Annotated in this window: 20 protein-coding genes and 1 pseudogene; 6 read left to right on the forward strand and 15 right to left on the reverse strand. The window is 67.3% G+C overall.

Features of this window, described 5'->3' with window-relative positions; translation table 11 throughout:
- Positions 1-40 precede the first annotated feature (40 nt).
- The 4 genes from ACLP4W_RS15090 to ssd are packed head-to-tail and all read right to left on the reverse strand — an operon-like array spanning position 41 to position 3,637.
- Positions 41-643 carry a type II secretion system F family protein gene (locus ACLP4W_RS15090; RefSeq protein WP_442387197.1) on the reverse strand — a complete coding sequence of 201 codons (603 nt, stop codon included), beginning with the start codon at positions 641-643 and terminating at the stop codon, positions 41-43.
- The gene (locus ACLP4W_RS15095; protein WP_442387199.1) at positions 640-1,437 is read right to left on the reverse strand and encodes a type II secretion system F family protein; all 798 of its coding nucleotides are present in this window, start codon (positions 1,435-1,437) and stop codon (positions 640-642) included. Before ACLP4W_RS15095 ends, ACLP4W_RS15090 begins: the two co-directional genes overlap by 4 nt.
- Positions 1,434-2,597 carry a TadA family conjugal transfer-associated ATPase gene (locus ACLP4W_RS15100; protein ID WP_442387201.1) on the reverse strand — a complete coding sequence of 388 codons (1,164 nt, stop codon included), beginning with the start codon at positions 2,595-2,597 and terminating at the stop codon, positions 1,434-1,436. The genes ACLP4W_RS15095 and ACLP4W_RS15100 overlap by 4 nt, the downstream gene beginning before the upstream one ends.
- On the reverse strand, positions 2,594-3,637 hold the full coding sequence (ssd, locus tag ACLP4W_RS15105) for a septum site-determining protein Ssd (protein WP_442387256.1): 1,044 nt from the start codon (positions 3,635-3,637) through the stop codon (positions 2,594-2,596). The genes ACLP4W_RS15100 and ssd overlap by 4 nt, the downstream gene beginning before the upstream one ends.
- A gap of 494 nt (positions 3,638-4,131) precedes the next feature.
- Between ssd and ACLP4W_RS15110 the strand changes: the two genes are divergently transcribed.
- A complete protein-coding gene (locus ACLP4W_RS15110; protein ID WP_442387203.1) occupies positions 4,132-4,989 on the forward strand; it encodes an HAD-IB family hydrolase in 858 nt (285 codons plus the stop codon).
- Between the two features lie 497 nt (positions 4,990-5,486).
- On the opposite strand, the gene ACLP4W_RS15115 is transcribed toward ACLP4W_RS15110, so the two are convergent.
- From ACLP4W_RS15115 to ACLP4W_RS15140, 6 genes are all read right to left on the reverse strand, one after another.
- On the reverse strand, positions 5,487-6,245 hold the full coding sequence (locus ACLP4W_RS15115; RefSeq protein ID WP_442387205.1) for an oxidoreductase: 759 nt from the start codon (positions 6,243-6,245) through the stop codon (positions 5,487-5,489).
- Positions 6,246-6,256: 11 nt separating this feature from the next.
- Entirely contained in the window at positions 6,257-7,891 is a 1,635-nt protein-coding gene (locus tag ACLP4W_RS15120; protein ID WP_442387207.1) for a dipeptide ABC transporter ATP-binding protein, read from the reverse strand.
- The gene (locus ACLP4W_RS15125; protein WP_442387209.1) at positions 7,888-8,763 is read right to left on the reverse strand and encodes an ABC transporter permease; all 876 of its coding nucleotides are present in this window, start codon (positions 8,761-8,763) and stop codon (positions 7,888-7,890) included. The genes ACLP4W_RS15120 and ACLP4W_RS15125 overlap by 4 nt, the downstream gene beginning before the upstream one ends.
- A complete protein-coding gene (locus ACLP4W_RS15130) occupies positions 8,756-9,682 on the reverse strand; it encodes an ABC transporter permease (protein ID WP_442387211.1) in 927 nt (308 codons plus the stop codon). The genes ACLP4W_RS15125 and ACLP4W_RS15130 overlap by 8 nt, the downstream gene beginning before the upstream one ends.
- A 1-nt stretch (position 9,683) precedes the next feature.
- Positions 9,684-11,324, reverse strand: a complete 1,641-nt coding sequence (locus ACLP4W_RS15135) for a peptide ABC transporter substrate-binding protein (RefSeq protein ID WP_442387212.1) — start codon at positions 11,322-11,324, stop codon at positions 9,684-9,686.
- Positions 11,325-11,424: 100 nt separating this feature from the next.
- Positions 11,425-11,961: a DUF4232 domain-containing protein gene (locus ACLP4W_RS15140; RefSeq protein WP_442387214.1), complete on the reverse strand. Its 537-nt coding sequence runs from the start codon at positions 11,959-11,961 to the stop codon at positions 11,425-11,427.
- A gap of 114 nt (positions 11,962-12,075) precedes the next feature.
- On the opposite strand from ACLP4W_RS15140, the gene acs reads away from it, so the two are divergent.
- Positions 12,076-14,046: an acetate--CoA ligase gene (acs, locus tag ACLP4W_RS15145; RefSeq protein WP_442387216.1), complete on the forward strand. Its 1,971-nt coding sequence runs from the start codon at positions 12,076-12,078 to the stop codon at positions 14,044-14,046.
- A 5-nt stretch (positions 14,047-14,051) separates the two neighbouring features.
- Here acs and ACLP4W_RS15150 read toward each other — a convergent pair whose 3' ends face one another.
- On the reverse strand, positions 14,052-14,750 hold the full coding sequence (locus ACLP4W_RS15150) for a S1 family peptidase (protein ID WP_442387258.1): 699 nt from the start codon (positions 14,748-14,750) through the stop codon (positions 14,052-14,054).
- A 429-nt stretch (positions 14,751-15,179) separates the two neighbouring features.
- Between ACLP4W_RS15150 and ACLP4W_RS15155 the strand changes: the two genes are divergently transcribed.
- Positions 15,180-15,722 carry a phage holin family protein gene (locus ACLP4W_RS15155; protein ID WP_442387218.1) on the forward strand — a complete coding sequence of 181 codons (543 nt, stop codon included), beginning with the start codon at positions 15,180-15,182 and terminating at the stop codon, positions 15,720-15,722.
- On the forward strand, positions 15,723-16,712 hold the full coding sequence (locus tag ACLP4W_RS15160; RefSeq protein ID WP_442387220.1) for an alpha/beta fold hydrolase: 990 nt from the start codon (positions 15,723-15,725) through the stop codon (positions 16,710-16,712).
- On the opposite strand, the gene marP is transcribed toward ACLP4W_RS15160, so the two are convergent.
- The 4 genes from marP to nth are packed head-to-tail and all read right to left on the reverse strand — an operon-like array spanning position 16,705 to position 20,131.
- Positions 16,705-17,898, reverse strand: a complete 1,194-nt coding sequence (gene marP, locus ACLP4W_RS15165) for an acid resistance serine protease MarP (RefSeq protein WP_442387260.1) — start codon at positions 17,896-17,898, stop codon at positions 16,705-16,707. The two genes, ACLP4W_RS15160 and marP, sit on opposite strands and share 8 nt — an antisense overlap.
- A 5-nt stretch (positions 17,899-17,903) precedes the next feature.
- Positions 17,904-18,728, reverse strand: coding sequence for an NUDIX hydrolase (locus tag ACLP4W_RS15170; RefSeq protein ID WP_442387222.1), 825 nt, complete (start codon positions 18,726-18,728; stop codon positions 17,904-17,906).
- Between the two features lie 49 nt (positions 18,729-18,777).
- Entirely contained in the window at positions 18,778-19,434 is a 657-nt protein-coding gene (locus ACLP4W_RS15175) for a TlpA family protein disulfide reductase (RefSeq protein WP_442387224.1), read from the reverse strand.
- A 16-nt stretch (positions 19,435-19,450) separates the two neighbouring features.
- Complete coding sequence (gene nth / locus ACLP4W_RS15180) at positions 19,451-20,131, reverse strand: endonuclease III (RefSeq protein ID WP_442387261.1); 681 nt, start codon at positions 20,129-20,131, stop codon at positions 19,451-19,453.
- A 173-nt stretch (positions 20,132-20,304) separates the two neighbouring features.
- On the opposite strand from nth, the pseudogene ACLP4W_RS15185 reads away from it, so the two are divergent.
- Both ACLP4W_RS15185 and crp read left to right on the forward strand, forming a co-directional pair.
- Positions 20,305-20,569: pseudogene (locus ACLP4W_RS15185) on the forward strand (hypothetical protein); the annotation flags it as partial.
- A gap of 229 nt (positions 20,570-20,798) precedes the next feature.
- A complete protein-coding gene (gene crp / locus ACLP4W_RS15190; protein ID WP_003877056.1) occupies positions 20,799-21,473 on the forward strand; it encodes a cAMP-activated global transcriptional regulator CRP in 675 nt (224 codons plus the stop codon).
- Positions 21,474-21,590 lie beyond the last annotated feature (117 nt).

The following is a 21,590-nucleotide window of genomic DNA, read 5'->3' on the forward strand; positions in this document are numbered from 1 at the left end:
ACATGTTGATCACGAATGATTTCCTTCCTTCGTTCACTTCTCACAGCAGGCCTGACCGCAGGACATCGCCGGCCAACCCGGCCACCACCGGAGCAATGCCCAGGCACACAAACGCCGGCAGGAAGCACAAACCGAGCGGCCCGGCGATGAGGACCCCGGCCCGCTCGGCCGCCGCGGCGGCTGTGTGTGTTGCGTCGTGACGACACTGGTCGGCCAATTCGGCAATGCCGCCGGCCAGCGCCGCGCCCGAGGACGCCGAACGGCGTGCCAGTCGCAGCAGCGCGTCGGTCTGCGCGTCGACCGGGCCGGCGGGCGGATTCGGCGAAATCGACCAAGCGACAGAGGGATCGGCGCCTAGCGCCAGCAGGTCGGCGGCGCGACGCAGCACCCCGGCCAGCTTCGGTGGTGCGGACGGGGCGGCCGCGGTCGCCGCGGTCGACACGGCCATGCCGGCTTCCAGACACACGGCCAGCACGTCGAGACTGGATGCGACCGCCAGCGGGTCGGGGCCAAGTGCCGGCCCTTGAAGCAGCCCCCGCCGCAGCCGATGCGCACGGGCCGGTGTCCCGGCACGCGTCCGCACCATCGACGGGCCGGGCCCGATCCACAGTGCCACGGCCAGCAGCACCGCCGCTGTGTTCATGACCCGATCCGATCGGTGATGTGGTCGCACCACAGCAGCCCGCCGCACGCCAGCGTCGATCCGACGACAAACAGCCATCCGCCCGCGTGCCCGCTCAGCAGGAAACTCAGTGGTCGGGCCCCGATCAGTTGACCCAGCAGCACGCCGAGCACCGGCAGGCCCGCCAGTATCGCAGCCGTGGCGCGCGCTCCGGCCATGCCCGACGACATCCTAGCCGAAAACCGTTGCCGCTCAGTGATGTCGCGTTGCGCGGACCGCATCAGGGTGGCTATCGCCAGGCCGTGGTCACTAGCCAGCTGCCAGCACACCGCGAGTCGATCCCAATGCGCGGGCAGGGCCGACGATCGTGCAGCGGCGCGCAGCCCGGCCGCGACGTCGGCACCCAATCTGGCCCGCGCCGCGACGGCACGTAATGACTCAGCGACCGCGCCAACGGTTTCGTCGGCGGCGACGCAGAACGCGCGGACCGGATGCGAGCCCACTCGCAACTCGCCGACCAGCACATCGAGGGCGGTTTCCAGAGTCCGCCCCTCGTCCACGGCGTTCCGGATGCGACGGCGGCGGCGGTAACGCAGGCTCGCTGTTGCGGCCACGACCGCGATGGCCAGAACCGTCGTCAGCGGCAGCAACACGGCCGCAGCAGCGATGACGCACGCGGTGAGCCAGCCGGCCGCCCCAACCGGCGGGAACCGCCGACGGGCTCGCGCAGGTGGCATGAGCCGGCGCCGCGGCGACGACGGAAACACCACCAGCGCAAGCGATAACAGTAGGGCGCCAACCGCGAGGCCGTTCATGCCGGCATCCGGCTGCGCAGCAAGCGATGCAGCTCGCCCGCGTCGTCGGTCATCCCGCGGTCCGCATGCCACACGGTGACCGCCCTGACCTGCCCTTCGGTTTGGCGCAGCAAAGCGATCTCGGAAAGCCGACGCCGACCGGCCCGGTCCCGCGCGACATGCAGAAGCAGTTGGACCGCCGCGGCGAGTTGACTGTGCAGTGCCGCCCGATCGAGACCGCCGAGCGCGCCCAACGCCTCGAGTCGGGCGGGAACCTCGCCCGGATTGTTGGCATGCACCGTGCCCGCGCCGCCGTCATGGCCGGTGTTCAGTGCCGCCAGCAGATCGACCACTTCGGCGCCCCTGACCTCGCCGACCACGATGCGGTCGGGCCGCATTCGCAAGGCCTGCCGGACGAGTTGGCGCACCGGGATCTCGCCGACGCCTTCGATGTTGGGGCAGCGCGCGACCAGCTTGACCAGATGCGGGTGCCGGGGCGCCAGCTCGGCGGCGTCCTCGACGCACACGATCCGTTCCGTGGGCGGTACGGCGCCCAGCATCGCGGCCAACAAGGTCGTTTTCCCGGCCCCGGTTCCCCCACACACCAGGAAGGCCAACCGAGCGGCAATGATGTCGGAAACCAGTGCGGCGGCCTCGGAATCGATCGCGCCGGCGGCGGTCAGGGCCGCCAAATCCTGAGTGGCCGGCCGCAATACCCGCAGCGACAAGCAGGTGCCCCCGGTCGCCACGGGCGGCAACACCGCGTGTAAGCGCACCGCGAAGCCTCCGGCACCAATGCCGGTCAGCTGGCCGTCTACCCAAGGTTGCGCGTCGTCGAGACGCCGGCCGGCGGCCAACGCCAGCCGCTGCGCCAGCCGACGCACCGCCGCCTCGTCGGGAAAGCGAATCCGGCTGCGCCGCAACCCGCTTCCGTCGTCAACCCACACCGCATCGGGCGCGGTGACCAGGACGTCGGTAGTGCCGTCCCCACATAGCAACGGTTCGAGGATGCCGCCTCCGGTCAGTTCGGTCTGTAGCACCCGGAGGTTGGCAAGGACCTCGGTATCACCGAGCATCCCGCCGGACTCCGCCCGGATCGCGGCGGCCACCACGCTGGGCCGCAGCGGGGCGGATTCGGATGCCAGCCGCTCGCGGACGCGTTCGATCAATGGGCCGCTCACGCCGCCCTGCCGTTCTGACCGGCACGCGGCAGGACGGCAAGCACCTGACGAGCCGCCGCCGCGAGCGCGGATCGCCGCCCTGGCCGTAGCCCACCGCGTTCCAGCTGTTCGGCGAGTTGGGGCTGGGCCCTCATGGACGCCAGCAATGGCAGGCCGGTGCTTTCGGCGACCTCGGCTGCCCGCAATCCTCCCGGCGAGGGACCCCGCACGACCAACCCGAGGTTGGGATTGATCGCGGCCAGCACCGGACCCATGGCGGCGGTTGCCGCGCACGCCCGCACGGCGCAGGGGCTGACCACGACGACGAGATCTGCGGCATCCAGCGCGGCTTGGGTCGCATCGGTGAGACGACGGGGAAGATCGCATACCACCACGACTCCCCCGCGGCGCCCCGCATCGACAACGGCGTCCACGGGCGCGCCGCCCAACTCGTATCCGCGCCGTGTGCCGGACAGCAAGCTGATTCCGCGGTGTCGCGGCAGCGCTTCGCGCACGGCCGGCCAGTTGAGCCGTCCGGCCTGTAACGCCAAGTCGGGCCAGCGCAGGCCCGGCGTGGCTTCGCCGCCCAACAACAGATCGATTCCGCCGCCCCACGGGTCGAGGTCCACCAGAAGCGCGTCGGTGGCGGCCTGCGCCAGGGCGACCGCGAGCAAGGAGGCGCCGGCCCCGCCGCAGCCTCCGATGACTGCGACGACGTCACCGCGCGGCAGGTCTTCGCGCGCGGATTCACCGGCTTCGGCGAGTTCGCGGATCAATTCGCCCGCTTGCTCGGGCAGCCGCAGTACATGTCGGGCACCGACCGCGACGGCCGCCGCCCACGTCGCCGTCAGGGGTTCGGCGACGGTCAGCACGCTGACGTAAGGGCGCCGCGGCAGCCCCGCCCGCCCACACCGATCCGCTGCCGCCTCGTCCAGGATCACGGCCGCGGCCGCGGTCCAGGTCTTGCGACTCACGGACGCGCCACCGGCATAAACCACCCGAACACCCACCGCCGCGGCCACGCGGTCCAACTCGTCGCGCAATTCCGAATCCGTCAACACCGCCAACACGCCCGCGGAACCCGTTGCAGAGGTGTGCGCGGTGCCGGTCACTCACTTACCCTGAGCGGCCGGGGCGTTGGGACACCAGTCCCAAAGGCGGATTTGTGGATAGAGACGCGGGTGTGCACAAGCGCGTCGACGCGCGGTCACCCAGCGTACGGATCTCGCGATCCCCGCAACGCGCAGGCAGCAGAGCTAAGCACCCTGCCGCCGAGAAATTACTTACCCCAGAAAAGGGACGACCCCCGCCAGGGGGGGAGGAGGCGAGGGTCGTCGTGCATCAGCCCCGGGGGGTCGGGCTGATACACCCTCGGCTCAGGCCGAGTAATGCTTACTATACACATGACAGTCCGCATTAACGCAAGTAGCTCTTCGATCGAAAAAACACGTTGAGCCGCAACGATACCGCCGGTCCCACACGTTGCATCCGTGCTCAGCCGCGGTTTTGGGCGCAACGGCGCAGCACCCTTGCACCGCCGACCTATGCTGGGTCCGTGACCGTCTTCGACCCGGCCGCGCCGCAGCAAACCTCACCGGAAACAACCGCAACCCCCCCTCCCCACACCCGCACCGCCGCCTTTTTCGACCTGGACAAGACGATCATCGCCAAGTCCAGCACGCTGGCGTTCAGCAAACCGTTCTTCGATCAGGGACTGCTCAACCGCCGGGCGGTGCTCAAGTCCAGCTACGCCCAGTTCATCTTCCTGCTCTCCGGTGCCGATCATGACCAGATGGATCGGATGCGCACCCACATGACCAACATGTGCACCGGCTGGGACGTTGCCCAGGTTAAGTCGATCGTCAACGAAACACTGCACGACATCGTTACTCCACTGGTCTTCGCCGAGGCCGCGGACCTGATCGCCGCCCACAAGCTGTGCGGCCGCGACGTCGTGGTGGTGTCGGCGTCCGGGGAAGAGATCGTCGGGCCGATCGCCCGCGCGCTCGGCGCGACCCACGCAATGGCGACCCGGATGGTCGTCGAGGACGGCAGGTACACCGGCGACGTGGCGTTCTACTGCTACGGCGAGGGCAAGGTCCAGGCGATCCGCGAATTGGCCGCCCGCGAGGGCTACCCGCTGGAATATTGCTATGCCTACTCCGACTCGATCACCGACCTACCGATGCTCGAGGCCGTCGGCCATCCCAGTGTGGTCAATCCCGACCGCGGCTTGCGCAAGGAAGCCACCGAGCGCGGTTGGCCCGTGTTGGTGTTCTCCCGGCCGGTGTCGCTGCGCGACCGCATTCCGGCGCCCTCGGGTGCCGCGATCGCGACGACCGCCGCGGTGGGAATCAGTGCACTGGCTGCCGGCGCGGTTACCTACTCGTTGCTGCGCCGCTTCGCCTTGTAGCCCGGGCCTGCCCCGACGACTCGGACGCGTGCCGGAGCCAAATCCCACTGACAGCAAACGTGTTAGGCGCGCAATCAACCGCGGGTTCGCAACATTCGCAGAATTGGGCCTTGCTGTGCTAAGGGTCTAGTAGTACAAAGGAACCACGGAAGCTCGGTGAGGCCTAGGTCGATCCGGAAGAGAAGGGTCGATCTCCCGATCCGGGCGCCCAGCACGGTTCCCGGCACCCACGCGGAGTCATAGCCACGATAATGGCAGAAGTGTTGCGGGCCTGCGTAATTGCGAAAAGTGGAAGGTGTCGGCGGCCCTTTGGGTAGGGTCGCAACCGGATGCGTCGCAAGATCGCCGAGGCCACCCACGCAGCCCAAAATGCACGCTTGGTAACCGAGTTCCGTGTTGGCGGGCGGCGGACCGAATAGTTCGGGACGCCGCCCGCTTTACATTTGTGGAACGAATTCCTCGGCACCGTTTCTGAGGTCCGGCGGCAACCGATTCGCCTATCGACTCGGTAGCGATTCGGCGATCGACAAAGCCTCCTGTGCACCGGCCTGGATAGCCCGGCAACACAGCACCAGCCAGGCTCCCACACCGTCGCGCGTGCCATCCGCGAATGCGCCTGCGGCGTCGCGATACTCCGCTGGTTGACGCATCCAACTCACCTCGGGCACGCCCAACCCGTGCGGATCCAGCCCGCTGGCGATGGTCACCAACCGTGAGACCGCGCGGGCCACCACGCCGTCCGCACTGCCAAAGGGCTTAAGCGTCAACAGTTCTCCGTGTGCTACCGCGGCCACCACCGGCGCCGGCGCTCGGGTGCGACCGGTCACCAACTCCGCCAACAGCTCCAGCCGGGGCCCCACCCCGGGGTCGGTTTTCGGGCGGCCCAGCCGATCCTCATCGACCTGATCAGCCGCCGCCAGCATGTGTAGGCGCGCCAGTGCCTGCAACGGCGCTCGCTGCCATATCGCGATCAATGGCCCCGTGCCGCCTTCGAGTTCCCGGGCCACCCGCAGCGCACCGCCGAACACCGGGTCGCTGACTTGGGCGGCCTCCGCCAGGTCGTCCAGCCGGACGGGACCGCCATCGAGGACCGACGAGGCGCGTGCCGCCCGCAACGCCGCTTCGGCCGCGGTCACCGGCCAGCCCCGCAGGTTGGCCCGGTGGCGGTGGGCCCGGCCCAGCGCATCCCGGGCCCGGTCGCTGGCCTCGGCGACGCCGGGGAGCTCCATCAGCGGGGCCAGCGGGTCAGCCGTCACGAGTAGCCAACCTATCGGGGACGCTCCGATGGGCGCGGAATGGCCTCGAGCAATTGGCGCGTGTACTCGTGGCTGGGCCGCGTGAACAATTCCTCGGTGGGCGCCTGCTCAACCACCCGGCCGGCGCGCATCACGAGAACATCGTCGGCGATCTGCCGGATCACCGCCAGGTCGTGGCTGATGAACAAGTAGGTCAGGCCCAGTTGCGACTGGAGATCGGCCAGCAGGTCCAGAATCTGCGCCTGCACCAAAACGTCGAGCGCGGAGACCGCTTCGTCGCACACCAGCACGTCGGGCCGCAGCGACAGCGCCCGGGCGATCGCGACTCGTTGCCGCTGGCCACCCGACAGCTCCCGGGGCAGCCGGTCCAGGACCGACGACGGGAGGGCCACCTGGTCGAGGAGCTCGCGCACCGCTTGCTCGCGCCGACGGCGGTCACCGATCCGGTGGATTCGCAACGGCTCCTCGATGGCACGAAACACCGAGTACATGGGATCCAAACTGCTGTATGGGTTCTGGAACACCGGCTGCACTCGCCGGCGGAAAGCCAGCGCCGCATCGCGGTCCAACGTGTCATCGATCCGGGTGCCGTCGAAAACAACTCTGCCCGAAGTGGGTTGCAACAGACCAAGCACGATCCGCGCCAAGGTGGATTTCCCCGAACCCGACTCTCCCGCGATCGCCAGCGTGCCCGCCCGGCGCAGCCGAAACGACACAGCGTCGACGGCACAGAACTCCGTGCGCCGCCACGGCGCCCCACGCGATTCCCGGTAGACCTTGGTCAGCTCCGAGGCGACAAGGATGTCCTCGGCGGGTTCGTTCGCGGGCCCGGACCTGGCTCGGCTCCTGACCGTCAGCGACGGAGCAGCGGCCACCAAGCGTCGGGTGTACTCGTGTTGCGGATCCCGTAGGATTGACGGCGCCGCACCGGATTCCACCGCAACTCCGCGATGGACAACCACGACGGACTCGGCTCGTTCGGCGGCCAGCGCGAGGTCGTGGGTGATCAGCAGCAGGGCGGTACCCAGTTCGTCGGTGAGGTCCTGCAAATGGTCGAGCACTTGCCGCTGCACGGTGACGTCGAGCGCAGACGTCGGTTCATCGGCGATGAGCAGCTGCGGCCGCCCCGCCAAACCGATGGCGATCAGCGCACGTTGACACATGCCGCCGGACAGCTGATGCGGGTAGCGACCGACTTGCTTCACCGGATCGGGCATACCGGCCTCGGCGAGTAGCTGTACCGCACGCCGCCGCGCTTCGCGGCCATCGGTGTTCGCCCGCAACGCTTCCCGGATCTGGAAGCCGACCTTCCAGACCGGGTTGAGGTTGGTCATCGGATCTTGGGGCACGTAGCCGATGCAACGTCCCCTGATCGACCGCAGCAGCCGGCGGTCGGCTTTGCGATCGAACGACGTGATGTCGCGCCCGTCGAAAACGATGCGCCCCGCGGTGATTCGTCCTCCGGTCGGAAGCAGCCCGAGAATAGCGGCGGCCGTGGTGGATTTGCCCGATCCCGATTCGCCCACCACCGCGACGGTCTGACCGCGCTGCACTGCCAGATCCACGCCGCAGACTGCGGGGGCGTCGGTGCCGAACCTGACTTCCAGGCCCGTGACCGACAGCAGCGGCTCCGTCCCGGTGCTCACGCGCGCCACGCTCGCGACGCCGGATCCAGGGCGTCACGCAAGGCGTCACCCATCATCATGAAGGCCAGCACCGTAATCGCCAGCGCGCCGGCCGGATAGAAAAGTATGGGCGAGCCCGACCGCAGCCGGCTCTGCGCGAGGTTGATGTCGCCGCCCCAGGACACCACCGATGTCGGCAGTCCGACGCCGAGGTAGGACAGCGAGGCCTCGGTGACGATGAACACGCCGAGGGCGATCGTGGCCATCGCGAAAACCGGACCCAAAGCGTTGGGCAGCGCGTGCCGCAGCAGAATCTGAATGTCGCGCAACCCCAATGCTTTCGCCGCAAGCACATAATCGCTGGCCCGCACCTCCATCACCGCGCCGCGGGCGATCCTGGCCACCTGGGGCCAGCCGAACAGGGCCAGGATGGCGATCACCGTCCACACCGTGCGGTGGTGCAGCACCTGCATGAGCACGATGGCGGCCAACAGCAACGGCAACGCGAAGAACACATCGGTGATGCGCGAGACCACCCCGTCAATCCAGCCCCCGTAGAAGCCGGCGAGCGCGCCGAGCGCCCCGCCGACGACGAAGACGAGCAGGGTGGCCCCCAGCCCCACGGTGACCGAGGCCCGCGCACCGTAGACGGTGCGCGCGTAGATGTCGTGGCCCTGCAAGTCGGTGCCGAACCAGTGCGCGGCCGACGGTCCGAGCAGACTCTGGCCGGGATCGGCATAGGTGGGATCGCTTCCGGTGAACAACGCCGGAAACGCGGCGACGACAAGGATGAACAGAATCAGCACCGCGGCGACGACGAACTTCGGGCGCCGGCGCAGCTTGCGCCATGTGTCCCGCCAAAAGCCCTGGCGGCCCGGGATGCGCTCAGCCATATCGGATCCGGGGATCAAGAGCGGCGTACAGCAAGTCCACCACCAGGTTGGTGATCAGATAGATCAGCACCAGCACCGTCACTATCGACACCACCGTCGGCGCCTCCTGCCTGGTGACAGCTTGGTACAGCACACCGCCAACGCCGTGGATGTTGAAGATGCCCTCGGTCACGATGGCTCCGCCCATCAGCGACCCCAGGTCGGCGCCGAGGAAAGTCACTACCGGGATCAGCGAGTTGCGCAGGACGTGCACCGTCACCACCCGCGGTCGCGAAAGCCCTTTGGCCGTCGCGGTGCGGACATAGTCGGCGTGGGCGTTGGCGGCCACCGCGGACCGGGTCAGTCGCACCACATATGCGAATGACACGGAACCCAAAACGATTCCGGGCAGCAGCAGCCGCGCGAACGTCGCCCTCTCGCCGACCGTGACGGGCGTGATTCCCAGCCAGACGCCGAACAGGAATTGCGCCAGAAAGCCAAGGACGAATATGGGAATCGCGATGATGACAAGGCCGGTGATCAGCACCGTGGAATCAAAGATTCCGCCCTGACGGAGGCCGGCGATGACGCCGAATCCAATCCCCAGCACCGCTTCCACCGCCACCGCGATCAGCGCCAGCCTGATGGTAACCGGAAAGGCATGAGCCAGAACGGCACTGACCGGCAGCCCCGAGTAGGAGCGCCCTAAATCGCCATGCAGAATGCCATTCAGGTAGCGCAGGTACTGCACCAAGAAAGGATCGTCGAGGTGGTAGCGGGCACGCAGCGCCGCGGCCACGGCGGGGGTCAGCGGCCGGTCCCCCGCCATCGCGGCCACCGGGTCACCGGGCAGCAGGAAGACCATCCCGTAGATCAGCAGCGTGGCACCGAGAAAGACCGGCACGATGAGGGCGATTCGACGCGCGATGTACCAGCCCATCTCAGCCCTTCACGATGCTCTCGTAGTCGGGCAGACCGTTCCAAGTGACGATGACGTTTTTGACCTCCGGCGACCACCCCACCACGCTGATGTTGTCCCACAGCGGAACAACGGGCATGTCGTGCATCAGGATTCGCTGTGCGGCGTCGGCCAGGGCGTCCGACTGTTGCAGAGTGGGCGCGGCCTCGGCGGCCGCCATCGCCGCGTCGAACTCTCCGTTGGAGTAGCCGACATCGTTGGAACCCGCCCCGGTGGCAAACAGGGGGGCGAGAAACTCGATCATGGACGGGTAGTCACCCTGCCATGCGGCGCGAAACGCGGTGGTGATGGTGTGGTTGGTGATTTGGGTGCGCAATCCGGCGAAGGTGGGCTGCGGCGCGCCAACCGCGTCAATACCCAGAACGTTTTTGACGCTGTTGGCCACCGCGTCCACCCATTCCTGATTTCCGGCGTCGGCGTTGTAGGCGATTGCGTACTGGCCGCTCCACTCCGAGATCGCGTTGGCTTGGGCCCAGAGTTGCCGCGCCCGACCGGGATCGAAGTTCAACACGTCGTTGCCCGGTAAGTCCGGATCGAAACCCGGCAACGACCGGGCGGTGAAATCGCGTGATGGACTGCGGGTGCCCATGAAGATCTGCTTACAGATTTGCGGACGGTTGACGGCGGCCGACAGCGCAAGCCGGCGCAGGCGGCCTTCCTCGCCGCCGAAATGCGGCAGCCGCAGCGGGGTATCGAGACTATGTTTGACCGCCACCGGGCCGCTGGTGACGTTGTCGCCCAGGTCACGCTTGTAGATCGGCAGCGCGCTCGGCGGAATCGTGTCCAGGACATCGAGGTTCCCCGAAAGCAGGTCGGCGTAGGCGGTATCCAGATTTGCGTAGAACTCGAACCTCAGTCCTTTGTTGTGGGGCTTGCGGTTGCCCCGATAGTCGGGGTTGGGCCTCACGTCGACCTTGACGTTGTGTTCCCAGGCCGGCCCGTCCGGACCGTCGGCGAGCTTGTACGGCCCGTTGCCGATCGGGTTGCGGCCAAACGCCCCCATGTCGCGGAATGCGACGCTCGGCAGCGGATAGAAAGCGCTATGGCCCAATCGCAATACGAAGTCGATGGTCGGTGCCTTTAGTCGCACGGTGAACTCGAGATCGTTGACGACCTGCAGACCGGACATGGTGGTTCGCCCGGTTTTGGGAGCCGGCTTTCCGTCACTTGTCGTGCCCGATACCTCGTCGAAGCCGTCGATCGGGCTGAAAAAGCTCTGCTGCAGTTGGCCATTGGTGCTCAAGGCGCCGTAATTCCACGCGTCGACGAAAGAGTTGGAGGTCACCGGCGACCCGTCGGTGAACTTCCAGCCCGGCTTGAGGACGACGCGGTAGTTGACGTTGTCGGTGGTCTCGATCGACTGGGCAACCTCGTCCGAGGGTTGTCCGGCGGCGTCATAGGACACGAGGCCGGCGAAGAGCCGATCGATGATCCGCCCGCCGTTGCTGTCGTTGGTGCTGGTCGGGATCAGCGGATACGGCGGTTCTCCGCCGTTGACCAGCACGAGATCGGGGCTCAAGACCCCGCCGCCGCAGCCGGCCAGCGCCCCGGCCGCCAGTATTCCGGCGGCAAGGACGGCCAGCGCAGCCCGCATCCCATGCATGCCAGCGACCCTAGGGCCTGCGGCGGCGCCGGCCGAACGGGGCGCAATTCTCGAGCGAAGGTGAAGTGCCGCAACGAGCCGATTCATAACCGGCGCACCTTCAGCCCGCGGTGACGGGGTGGACCTCCAATTGGCAGGCGTCGATGGCTGCGGGCACAGTGAAAACCTGCACGATGTCGGGCGGGCTGACCGCCAAGTCGGTGTAGCTGGAGCACGGGTTGCCCTCCCCGTCGATGGCCATGCCCTCCACAACGGCCTGCCCCTGTGTGGACAGCGACAGGATGACGGTGGGCGGCACATCGACGTCGGCGGGCAGCCCGCCCAGGTAGCCGCGCGGCGTGGGCCGGGCATGAACGAGCGGCCCACCGGCGCCCGAGTCGACGCCCGGATAACCGGTGAGCGTGCACGGCTCCGCCCCGCCGGCCAGGGTGAATAGCAGGGTCAGCCCGCGGTGGCCCACGGCGCCCTGAGTCGGGGAAGCATCAACGGCGGTCTGGTCGGCGCGGCACGGCGTGGGCTGGTCGACGGTGTCAGCCCATGCGGGTGGCCCCAGCATGGTGGTGGCTGCGTAACTTGTTGCGGCCGCAACAAAACTGGGGACTAGTCGGCGGGCGCGCCGCCGGTGCGGTCCCGGCACACCGGTGATTATCCGGTATGAAGTCTTGCTTGACGGCAAATTGCGGCACAGCTCTTCCGCTTGCGGGGTTAGGCTCACAGACGGTTGACGAGCCTCGACACTAGGAGGAAGCCAGTGACCGCCACCCACACCGAAGGCCCGTCGTCGTATCCGCCGCCGGCGCAGTTCGCCAAGCAGGCCAACGCCGGTGAGGAGCTGTACCGGGAGGCCGAGGAGGACCGGCTGGCGTTTTGGGCCAAGCAGGCCAATCGGCTGTCCTGGGCCAAGCCGTTCACCGAGGTGCTGGACTGGTCGGGGGCGCCGTTCGCCAAGTGGTTCGCCGACGGCAAGCTCAACGTCGCGTACAACTGCGTGGACCGCCACGTGGAGGCCGGCCTCGGGAACCGGGTCGCCATCCACTGGGAGGGCGAACCGGGCGATAGCCGCAGCCTGACCTATTCCGAGCTGAAGACCGAGGTGTGCAAAGCGGCCAACGCACTGACCGACCTGGGTCTGGTCGCCGGCGACCGGGTCGCGATCTACATGCCGTTGATCCCCGAAGCGGTGATATCGATGCTCGCCTGCGCGCGCCTTGGCGTCATGCACAGCGTGGTGTTCGCCGGTTTCACCGCGAAGGCGCTGCGGGCCCGGATCGCCGACGCCCAGGCCAAGCTGCTGATCACCAGCGACGGGCAGTTCCGCCGCGGCAAGCCGGCGCCGCTGAAGGACGCGGCCGACGAGGCCCTCGAAAAGGACAATGCACCCGGTCAGGACGGCGACAGCTCCGTCGAGCACGTTCTGGTAGTGCGGCGCACCGGAATTGATGTGACTTGGAACGACGACCGTGACCTGTGGTGGCACGACGTCGTCGACGCTGCGGCCCCCGAGCACACCCCCGAGCCCTTCGACGCCGAACACCCGTTGTTCTTGCTGTACACGTCGGGCACCACGGGCAAGCCCAAGGGCATCATGCACACCACCGGCGGCTATCTGACCCAGGCCTCCTATACGCATTACTACGTTTTCGACATCAAGCCCGAGCGCGACGTGTTTTGGTGCACCGCCGACATCGGCTGGGTCACCGGACACACCTACGGTGTCTACGGTCCGCTGTCCAACGGGGCCACCGAGGTCCTCTACGAAGGCACGCCCGACAGCCCGACCCAGCACCGGCATTTCGAGATCATCGAGAAGTGCGGCGTCACAATATATTACACCGCGCCCACACTCGTCCGGACGTTCATGAAGTGGGGACGTGAGATCCCCGACGCGCACGACCTCTCCAGCCTGCGACTTCTCGGGACGGTCGGCGAACCGATCAACCCCGAAGCGTGGCGCTGGTACCACAAGGTGATCGGCGCCGACAGCATCCCGATCGTGGACACGTGGTGGCAGACCGAAACAGGTGCCGCGATGATCTCCCCGCTGCCCGGAGTCGCTGCGGCCAAACCGGGTTCGGCGATGACGCCACTGCCGGGCATCTCGGCCAAGATCGTCGACGACCACGGCAAGGAGCTGCCGCGAGGCGCGGATAAGGGCGAACACGTCAACGGCTACCTGGTTTTGGACCAGCCCTGGCCGTCCATGCTGCGCGGGATCTGGGGTGATCCGGAGCGCTACGTCGAGACCTACTGGTCCAGGTTCGCCGAGGAGGGTTGGTACTTTGCCGGCGACAGCGCCTTTTACGACTCCGACGGTGCCATCTGGGTGGTGGGCCGCATCGACGATGTGATGAATGTGTCGGGGCATCGGCTCTCGACCGCCGAAGTGGAGTCGGCGCTGGTCGGCCACATCGCGGTGGCCGAGGCGGCGGTGGTCGGAATGACGGATGAAACCACCGGCCAGGCCATCTGCGCGTTCGTCGTCTTATGCGCCGACTTCAACGTGCACGACGGGATCGTCGACGAACTGCGCGTGGAGGTGGCCAGGGAGATCTCGCCCATCGCAAAGCCGCGCGAGGTCCATGTGGTCCCCGAGCTGCCCAAGACCCGCAGCGGCAAGATCATGCGCAGGCTATTGCGCGACGTCGCCGAAAAGCGCGACTTGGGTGACACGTCGACGCTGCTCGATCCCAGCGTGTTCGACGCGATCAGGGCCGCAAAGTAGGTTCCTCAGGCCGGTAGCGGCGCGAACCCCGCGCCGTGCCGATGTTTGTTGTTGATGTCGGCCAGGATCGCGTTGAACGACATGACCACCGCCGGGGTGTGCAGCGGAATGTATTTGATGATGCAGGTCGGCAGGTTATCGCTGAAGGCCCCGTGGATCATCCCGACCAACAAGCCGTCGACGGTAACCGGCCCCCCGGAGTCACCCGGCCGGCCGCAGACCTGCATGACGATCGTGCCCGGATCCTGGCCCATCCCCCAGGTGACGCCGCACGAGTTGCCGGTCGTGCGGCCCTGCTTGCAGGCGATCTGGCCGAAGACGGGATCAGGGCCGATGCCGTTGATCGGAAAGCCGTTGTAGACGGCCACCGGTGTCACCTTGGCCGGATCGAACTTGATCACCGCGTAGTCGAGGTTGTCGTTGCCCGCGACCATGGTGCCCAGCGTGCCCGCGTTCTCCGCACCCTCCGCCGCGACCTGCGCGCCGGGACCCCCGCAGTGCGCAGAGGTGAAGCCGATCAGCTCGCCGGCGGAATCGGAGCCGATGGTCGTCAGGGTGCACATCGTGTCCCCGTTGATGACGATGCCCGCGCCACCACCCATGGGGATCCTGACATCGGCAGCCGCGGCGTGGGCGGGCAAACCCACCAGCGCTGAGAGCGCGGCCAGCAGCGCCGCCGCAAAGCACCTGTGTGCGGTCTGCAACGCAACGCTCCCATCGACGGACATCCCGAGCAGCTTGGTCAGTCTAGTCGGCTGAGCGTCTCGTTCGCCGAGGTCGGCACGGCCGCCACGCCGCGCGCAATGCGTCTCCGCATAAGGATCGCCTGCTTGACCGGGCAGCGGGCCTGGCCGCGAGCCAAAGCTAACCCGGGCTTTTCGGCGAGTTGCCCGCCCTGGCCCCTCCAAGGCGCCTGTCCAAGACGCTCGGGCCAACCAAGTCTGACGAAAACCGTTGCGGTTCAGACTCTTCAGCTTCAACCGAGGAGTCGCACCCAGAACCGGCCCGACCAACGAAATCATCATCAAAATTGGCTGCCCTCGTCTGGTACCGCGCCGCATGGCAACATAAACCGCGACGAGCGAACAGGCCCGGCGACGACGCGAGCGGGCACCAAACGGAGAGGACCGTCTGTGAGCAAAGTCGATGGCAAGAACGGCGTGCCCAGCACGCTGACCACGATTCCGTTGGCCGACCCGCACGCCAGGCCTGCTGAGCCGTCGATCGGTGATCTGATCAAAGACGCGACAACTCAGGTGTCCACTCTGGTGCGCGCCGAGGTCGAACTGGCCCGCTCAGAGATCACCCGGGACGTGAAGAAGGGCCTCACCGGCAGCGTCTACTTCATCGCCGCGCTGGTGGTGCTGTTCTACTCCACATTCTTTTTCTTCTTCTTTCTTGCCGAGCTACTCGACACCTGGCTGTGGCGCTGGGTCGCGTTCCTGATCGTGTTCGCGATCATGGTGGTGGTCGGTGCCCTGCTGGCGTTGCTGGGTTTCCTGAAGGTCCGCCGGATCCGGGGTCCGCGGCAGACCATCGAATCGGTTAGGGAGACGCGCACCGCACTCACCCCCGGGCACGACAAGGCCGCCTCCGGGGCGAAGGAGCTCGCTGAGCCCCGCGGCAGGCACGAAAAGCCCGAAAGCGGTCCTCCCGCCGATCCCTCGGGTTGGTAGATGGCAGCACCAGATCCGTCGATAACCCGCATCGACGGGCCGTGGCGCCATTTGGACGTGCACGCCAACGGCATCCGATTCCATGTCGTCGAGGCGCTGCCAGTTGACCAACCGGTCGGCCACGCCGCGGCCATTCCGCCCGCAGAGTCGGCCACGGCGCGGCCGCTGGTGATCTTGCTGCATGGTTTCGGATCGTTCTGGTGGTCCTGGCGTCATCAGCTACGCGGACTGACGGGCGCCCGAGTGGTCGCCGTCGACCTACGTGGCTACGGCGGTAGCGACAAGCCGCCCCGCGGCTACGACGGCTGGACGCTGGCCGGCGACACGGCGGGTCTCATTCGCGCGCTCGGGCACTCGTCGGCGACGCTGGTCGGCCACGCCGACGGCGGGCTGGCCTGCTGGGCCACGGCGCTGCTGCATTCACGGCTGGTGTCGGCCATCGCGCTGATCAGCTCGCCGCACCCGGCCGCATTGCGACGATCCACGCTGACGCGGCGTGATCAGGGCTACGCCCTGTTGCCGACGTTGCTGCGATACCAGGTGCCCATCTGGCCGGAGCGCCTGCTGACCCGAGACAACGCGGCAGAGATCGAGCGCCTCGTCCGGGACCGCAGCTGTGCCAAATGGGCTGCCTCCGAAGACTTCTCCCAAACCATCGGCTATCTGCGGACGGCGATCCGGATTCCGGCGGCCGCACACTGCGCACTGGAATACCAGCGCTGGGCGGTGCGCAGCCAGCTGCGCGGCGAAGGCCGGCGATTCATGCGATCCATGTGCCAACAGCTCGGTATGCCGTTGTTACACCTCCGCGGTGACGCCGACCCCTACGTGCTCGCCGACCCGGTCGACCGCACCCAGCGCTACGCGCCACAGGGACGCTTCATATCCATCACTGGCGCAGGACATTTCAGCCACGAAGAGGCGCCCGAGGAAATCAACAGGCACCTGACAAGGTTCTTCGAGAACGTGCACGGGTCCCGGGTCAGCTGACGCAGGCCCCCGTGCCCACCTGTTGCGTGTCACCGATCCTGGAAAGCTGAGCGGCCACCTCGTCGGCCGTCAGCACGAAACCGGTGTCGGGGTCGTCGACGGCCGCACCGAACACCACACCGAGCACGTGACCACTGAGATCGATCAGCGGTCCACCCGAATTACCTTGCTCCACACTGGCTCTGATGGTGTACACGTCGCGGGTGACCGGGGCCGGGTCGCGGTAGATGTCGGGGCCGCTCAGCTTGATGGCCTCGCGAATCCTGGCCGGGGTGGCGGTGAAGTTACCGCCACCCGGATAACCCAGCACCACAACGCTTTCGCCGGTTTTCGCCTCGGCTTGGGCAAAGGCCAACGGCGGCGGCGGCAGGTGGGGTACGGCGAGGATGGCGATGTCCACCGACGGGTCGTAGGACACCACGGTGGCGTCGAGGGGGTTGCCGCTGGCGTAGACCTGGACGTTGTTGGACCCGGCCACCACGTGCGCGTTGGTCATCACGCGATCGGGCGCCACCACGAATCCGCTGCCCTCCAAAACCTTTTGGCAGCTGGGCGCCAGGCTGCGCACCTTGACGACGCTTGGCGCGGCACCCGTCACCACCGGGTTGCTGACCAGGGCGGGGTCCGGTGATGCGACGGGAATCACCGGGGTGCGGCTGAACGGCTCCAGCACGGCAGGCAGGCCGGAAGTGTTCAGCAGCGCCGACAGCCGCTTGGGCACCGTCTTCAGCCAGGGGGGTGCGACCTCGTTTACCTCAGCCAGCACCCGCGAACCGCGGACCGCGGCGGCCAGCTCGGGCTGGTCCTTGGACTGGGTCAGGGGCGTCGCCAATAACCAGGCCGCGGTCAACACGACGACGAGCTGGACCCCCACGCCGATGACCGAGTCGATGGATCGGATTGTGCGGCTGCGGATCGCGCCGCGAACGGCCCGTCCCAGCACCACACCGGCGACCTCACCGATGACCACCAGCGCGAGGATCAAGAACAGCGCGGTGAACAGTTTCGCGCGGGGCGCAGCGATGTGGGCGACGATGTGGGGCGCCAGCAGCACGCCCGCGATCGCCCCGAGCACCACACCGAAAAACGAGAACAGGGAGCCCACCGCGCCCGAACGCCAGCCCGAGATGGCCGCGATGAAGGCGACCGCCAAGACGGCGACATCCAGCCACTGCGAGGGGGTCATCGAACTCATCGGGCGCCACCTTGCTCGCCGACCAGCACCATCGCCTCGTCCAACTCGCGCACGTCGGTGGTGTCCCAGGGCAACGCCCAGCCCGCGACGTCGAGGACCGCGGAGATCACCTGGCCAGTGAATCCCCAGACCAGCATCTCGTTCAACAGGAAAGCCGGTCCGGCCCAACGGCGGCCGAGGTTGCCGCGGTACACCATCAGCCGGTTGGCCGGGTTGATGAAGGCGCGCACCGAAACTCGCGCCACGACCGCAGTTTCGGCGTCGTTGACGACGGCCACCGGCCCGGGGTCCGGCGAGTACGCCAACACAGGGACGACGTGGAACTGTGACGGCGCGATGAACGTGCGCTCCATTGTCGCCAGTGGATGCAGCCTGCTGACGTCAATCCCCGTTTCCTCGTGCGCTTCTCGCAGGGCGGTGGCCACCGGACCGTCGTCGGTGGGATCGGAGGCACCGCCCGGGAACGCCGCCTGGCCTGCGTGGTGGCGCAGGGTCGAGGCCCGCACGGTGACCAACAGGTCGGCATCGTCGGGGACACTGCCGTCGGCCGGCCCGGATTCCGGACCGGAGAACAACACCAGAACGGCGGCTTCGCGGCCATTCTGGTGCCGCCCGCGCGAAGACGCCATCGACGACGGGGCCTTGGCGGTCACCAGCGCCAGCAGGTCGGCCGGCAGCCGGCGCCGATACGCGTCGGGGATCTGCTCGACGTTGTCGACCAGCGGACGCAACCAGGACGGGCACACGTCGGGCGTGAGCGGAACCGCCCCTCGCCCGCGGGTGGCGTCCCCGTTTGGCAGGGGAGTATCCCCAGCACTCACCGGCGCCTCCCTCTTATTAATGCCCGGTCAGTTCCAGGCTTTCGCCTCATCATCCCGCGTCTTTTCCGACCGCAGCCGCGATCTCGTCCACATTGGCGAACGGCCGCGGCAGCGTCTGCGCAACGCTACCGTCCGGCCGGAGGACCACCGTCGCGGGCATCACATTTGCGACCCGCAGCGCCGCCGCGACTCGACGACGACCGTCCTGCAGGGTCGGCAGCCGAACACCCAACTCCGCCAATCGCAGTAATGCGGCCGTTTCGTTCTCGTCTTGATGCACCGTCACCACCAGCACGTCCGACCCAACCCGTCGTTGATACTCGGCCATCGCGGGAAGTTCGGCCGCGCAAGGCGCGCACCAGTACGCCCACAAGTTGAGGACCACCCGGTGTCCGGCCAGCTCGCGGGCGACGTCGACGACCGAACCGTCGGCTGCGCACTCCACCGTCACACCCTGCAGGGGCGCCGGGCTGACACCGCTGAAACCTCGGGCACCGGCGGGACACGGCGGTAGGTTGGCACGCTCCCGGGGACCCGCCAGTACCGCCGGTGTGTCGGCATCGCGATGCTCGCGGTCGGCCGCTGCCTGAGTCGTCGCGGTCCCCGCGGTCGTGGCGGGATCGTTGCGCAGCTGGGCCACCAGCGCTGCGGTCAGCGCCGCGACCACCGCCAGGATGGCAACGGTCCAGCGGGTTTTCCGGGTCAACGTCTCCCGCCCGGTGTTACAGCCCCACCAGGGCCAGCAAGTGCTCGGTCTCCGGACCCTGAACGAGGGCCGCGGCGAGCAGCGGGTCCGTGGGACCCAGGCCGAACGAGGGGCAATCTTTGGCGAGCACGCATACGCCGCACGCCGGTTTGCGGGAGTGACACACCCGGCGGCCGTGAAAGATCACTCGATGGCTCAACATGGTCCACTCGCTGCGTTCGATCAGTTCGCCGACCGCATGCTCGACCTTGACCGGGTCATTCTCGGCGGTCCAACGCCACCTGCGCACCAACCGCCCGAAATGGGTGTCGACGGTGATTCCCGGGATGCCGAAGGCGTTGCCCAGGATCACGTTGGCGGTCTTGCGGCCGACTCCGGGCAGCGTCACCAGCTCGGCCAGGGTCGACGGCACCTCGCCGTCGAACCGTTCGACCAGGGCCTGCCCGAGGCCGATGAGCGAGGCCGCCTTGTTGCGGAAGAAGCCAGTGGGGCGGATGAGGTTTTCCAGCTCGGCGCGATCCGCTTGCGCATAATCCAGCGCCGACGGGTAGCGCGCGAACAATGCCGGCGTCGTCAGGTTTACCCGTTTGTCGGTGCTCTGCGCGGAAAGGATTGTGGCCACCGTCAGTTCCAGCGGCGTCGTAAAGTCCAACTCGCAGTGCGCGTGCGGAAACGCTTGGGCCAGTGTGCGATTCATCCGCCGCGCCCGTCGCACCAACCCAACTCGGGTTTCCTGCGCCCAGCGCCGGGCGAGGCTGCCATCGGGCGGGGCCGGCGTCGACTTCGAGCGCCCGGACGACTTTGCCGCTGTCACCTACGACAGAGTACTGATTTCGTGATCTCACTGAGACCTCGTGTTGATTCAAGACCATGTTTACTCTCCTTGTGTCATGGTTGCTGGTGGCCTGCGTTCCGGGGCTGCTGATGCTCACAACGCTCGGTCTGGGGCGGCTGGAAAGAGAGTTCGCCCATGCCGCCGTGACGGTGACCGATGTCGACGAGTTTCTCGAGCACGCGGAGGCCGTGGACGTGCATACGCTGGCCCGAGAAGGCATGCCCGAGGCGCTGGAATACCTGCATTGGCGCCAAGCTCAGCGGATGGCCGATGCCCCGGCTCCAGGATCCCACGTCGGGAGGCATCGCGCCGAGACAATCCGTGCCAGGGACTTCGACGGTCGCGGCGAGGCCGGACTGCCGACGGCGAATACACACCCATTCGCGGGTCAATCCGCAATTTGGGGGGACTAGACACGTCAATCGTGTGTAGCGTGGCACGTTGGACATATTTGGCCTACCTCTAGACTTATGACGCGAGCAAGGGGTGAGCCTGCCCATATCACATCGTTGAAAGCTAAAGAGGCAAAGTGGACGAGATCCTGGCAAGGGCAGGAATCTTCCAAGGGGTTGAGCCCAGCGCAGTCACCGCACTGACCAAGCAGTTACAACCCGTCGACTTCCCCCGTGGCCACACGGTTTTCGCCGAAGGGGAGCCGGGCGACCGGCTTTACATCATCGTTTCCGGCAAGGTCAAGATCGGTCGCCGCTCACCGGATGGCCGGGAGAATCTCTTGACGATCATGGGACCGTCGGACATGTTCGGCGAATTGTCGATCTTCGACCCGGGTCCACGGACTTCCAGCGCCACCACGATTACCGAGGTGCGGGCGGTGTCGATGGACCGCGACGCGCTACGGGCATGGATCGCCGATCGTCCCGAAATCGCCGAGCAGCTATTGCGGGTGCTGGCCCGACGGCTGCGCCGCACCAACAACAATCTGGCCGACCTCATCTTCACCGACGTGCCGGGCCGTGTGGCCAAGCAACTGCTCCAGCTCGCCCAGCGTTTCGGCACCCAGGAAGGTGGCGCGATGCGCGTCACTCACGACCTGACGCAGGAGGAGATCGCCCAGCTGGTCGGCGCTTCCCGGGAAACCGTGAACAAGGCGCTGGCCGATTTCGCCCACCGCGGCTGGATTCGACTCGAGGGCAAGAGCGTGCTGATTTCGGACTCCGAAAGACTGGCCCGCCGAGCGAGGTAAGCGCGCGCAGCGCGGGCGCAACCGAGAGAGCATCCAGCCCCGAGCGAGGTAAGCGCGTGCAATCCTTCGAGTCATCGAGACTGCGCCCAGTGCTACGGAATGGCTAGCGGGCGCACT

This window comes from Mycobacterium sp. (assembly GCF_052145595.1).
Classification (GTDB): Bacteria; Actinomycetota; Actinomycetes; order Mycobacteriales; family Mycobacteriaceae; genus Mycobacterium.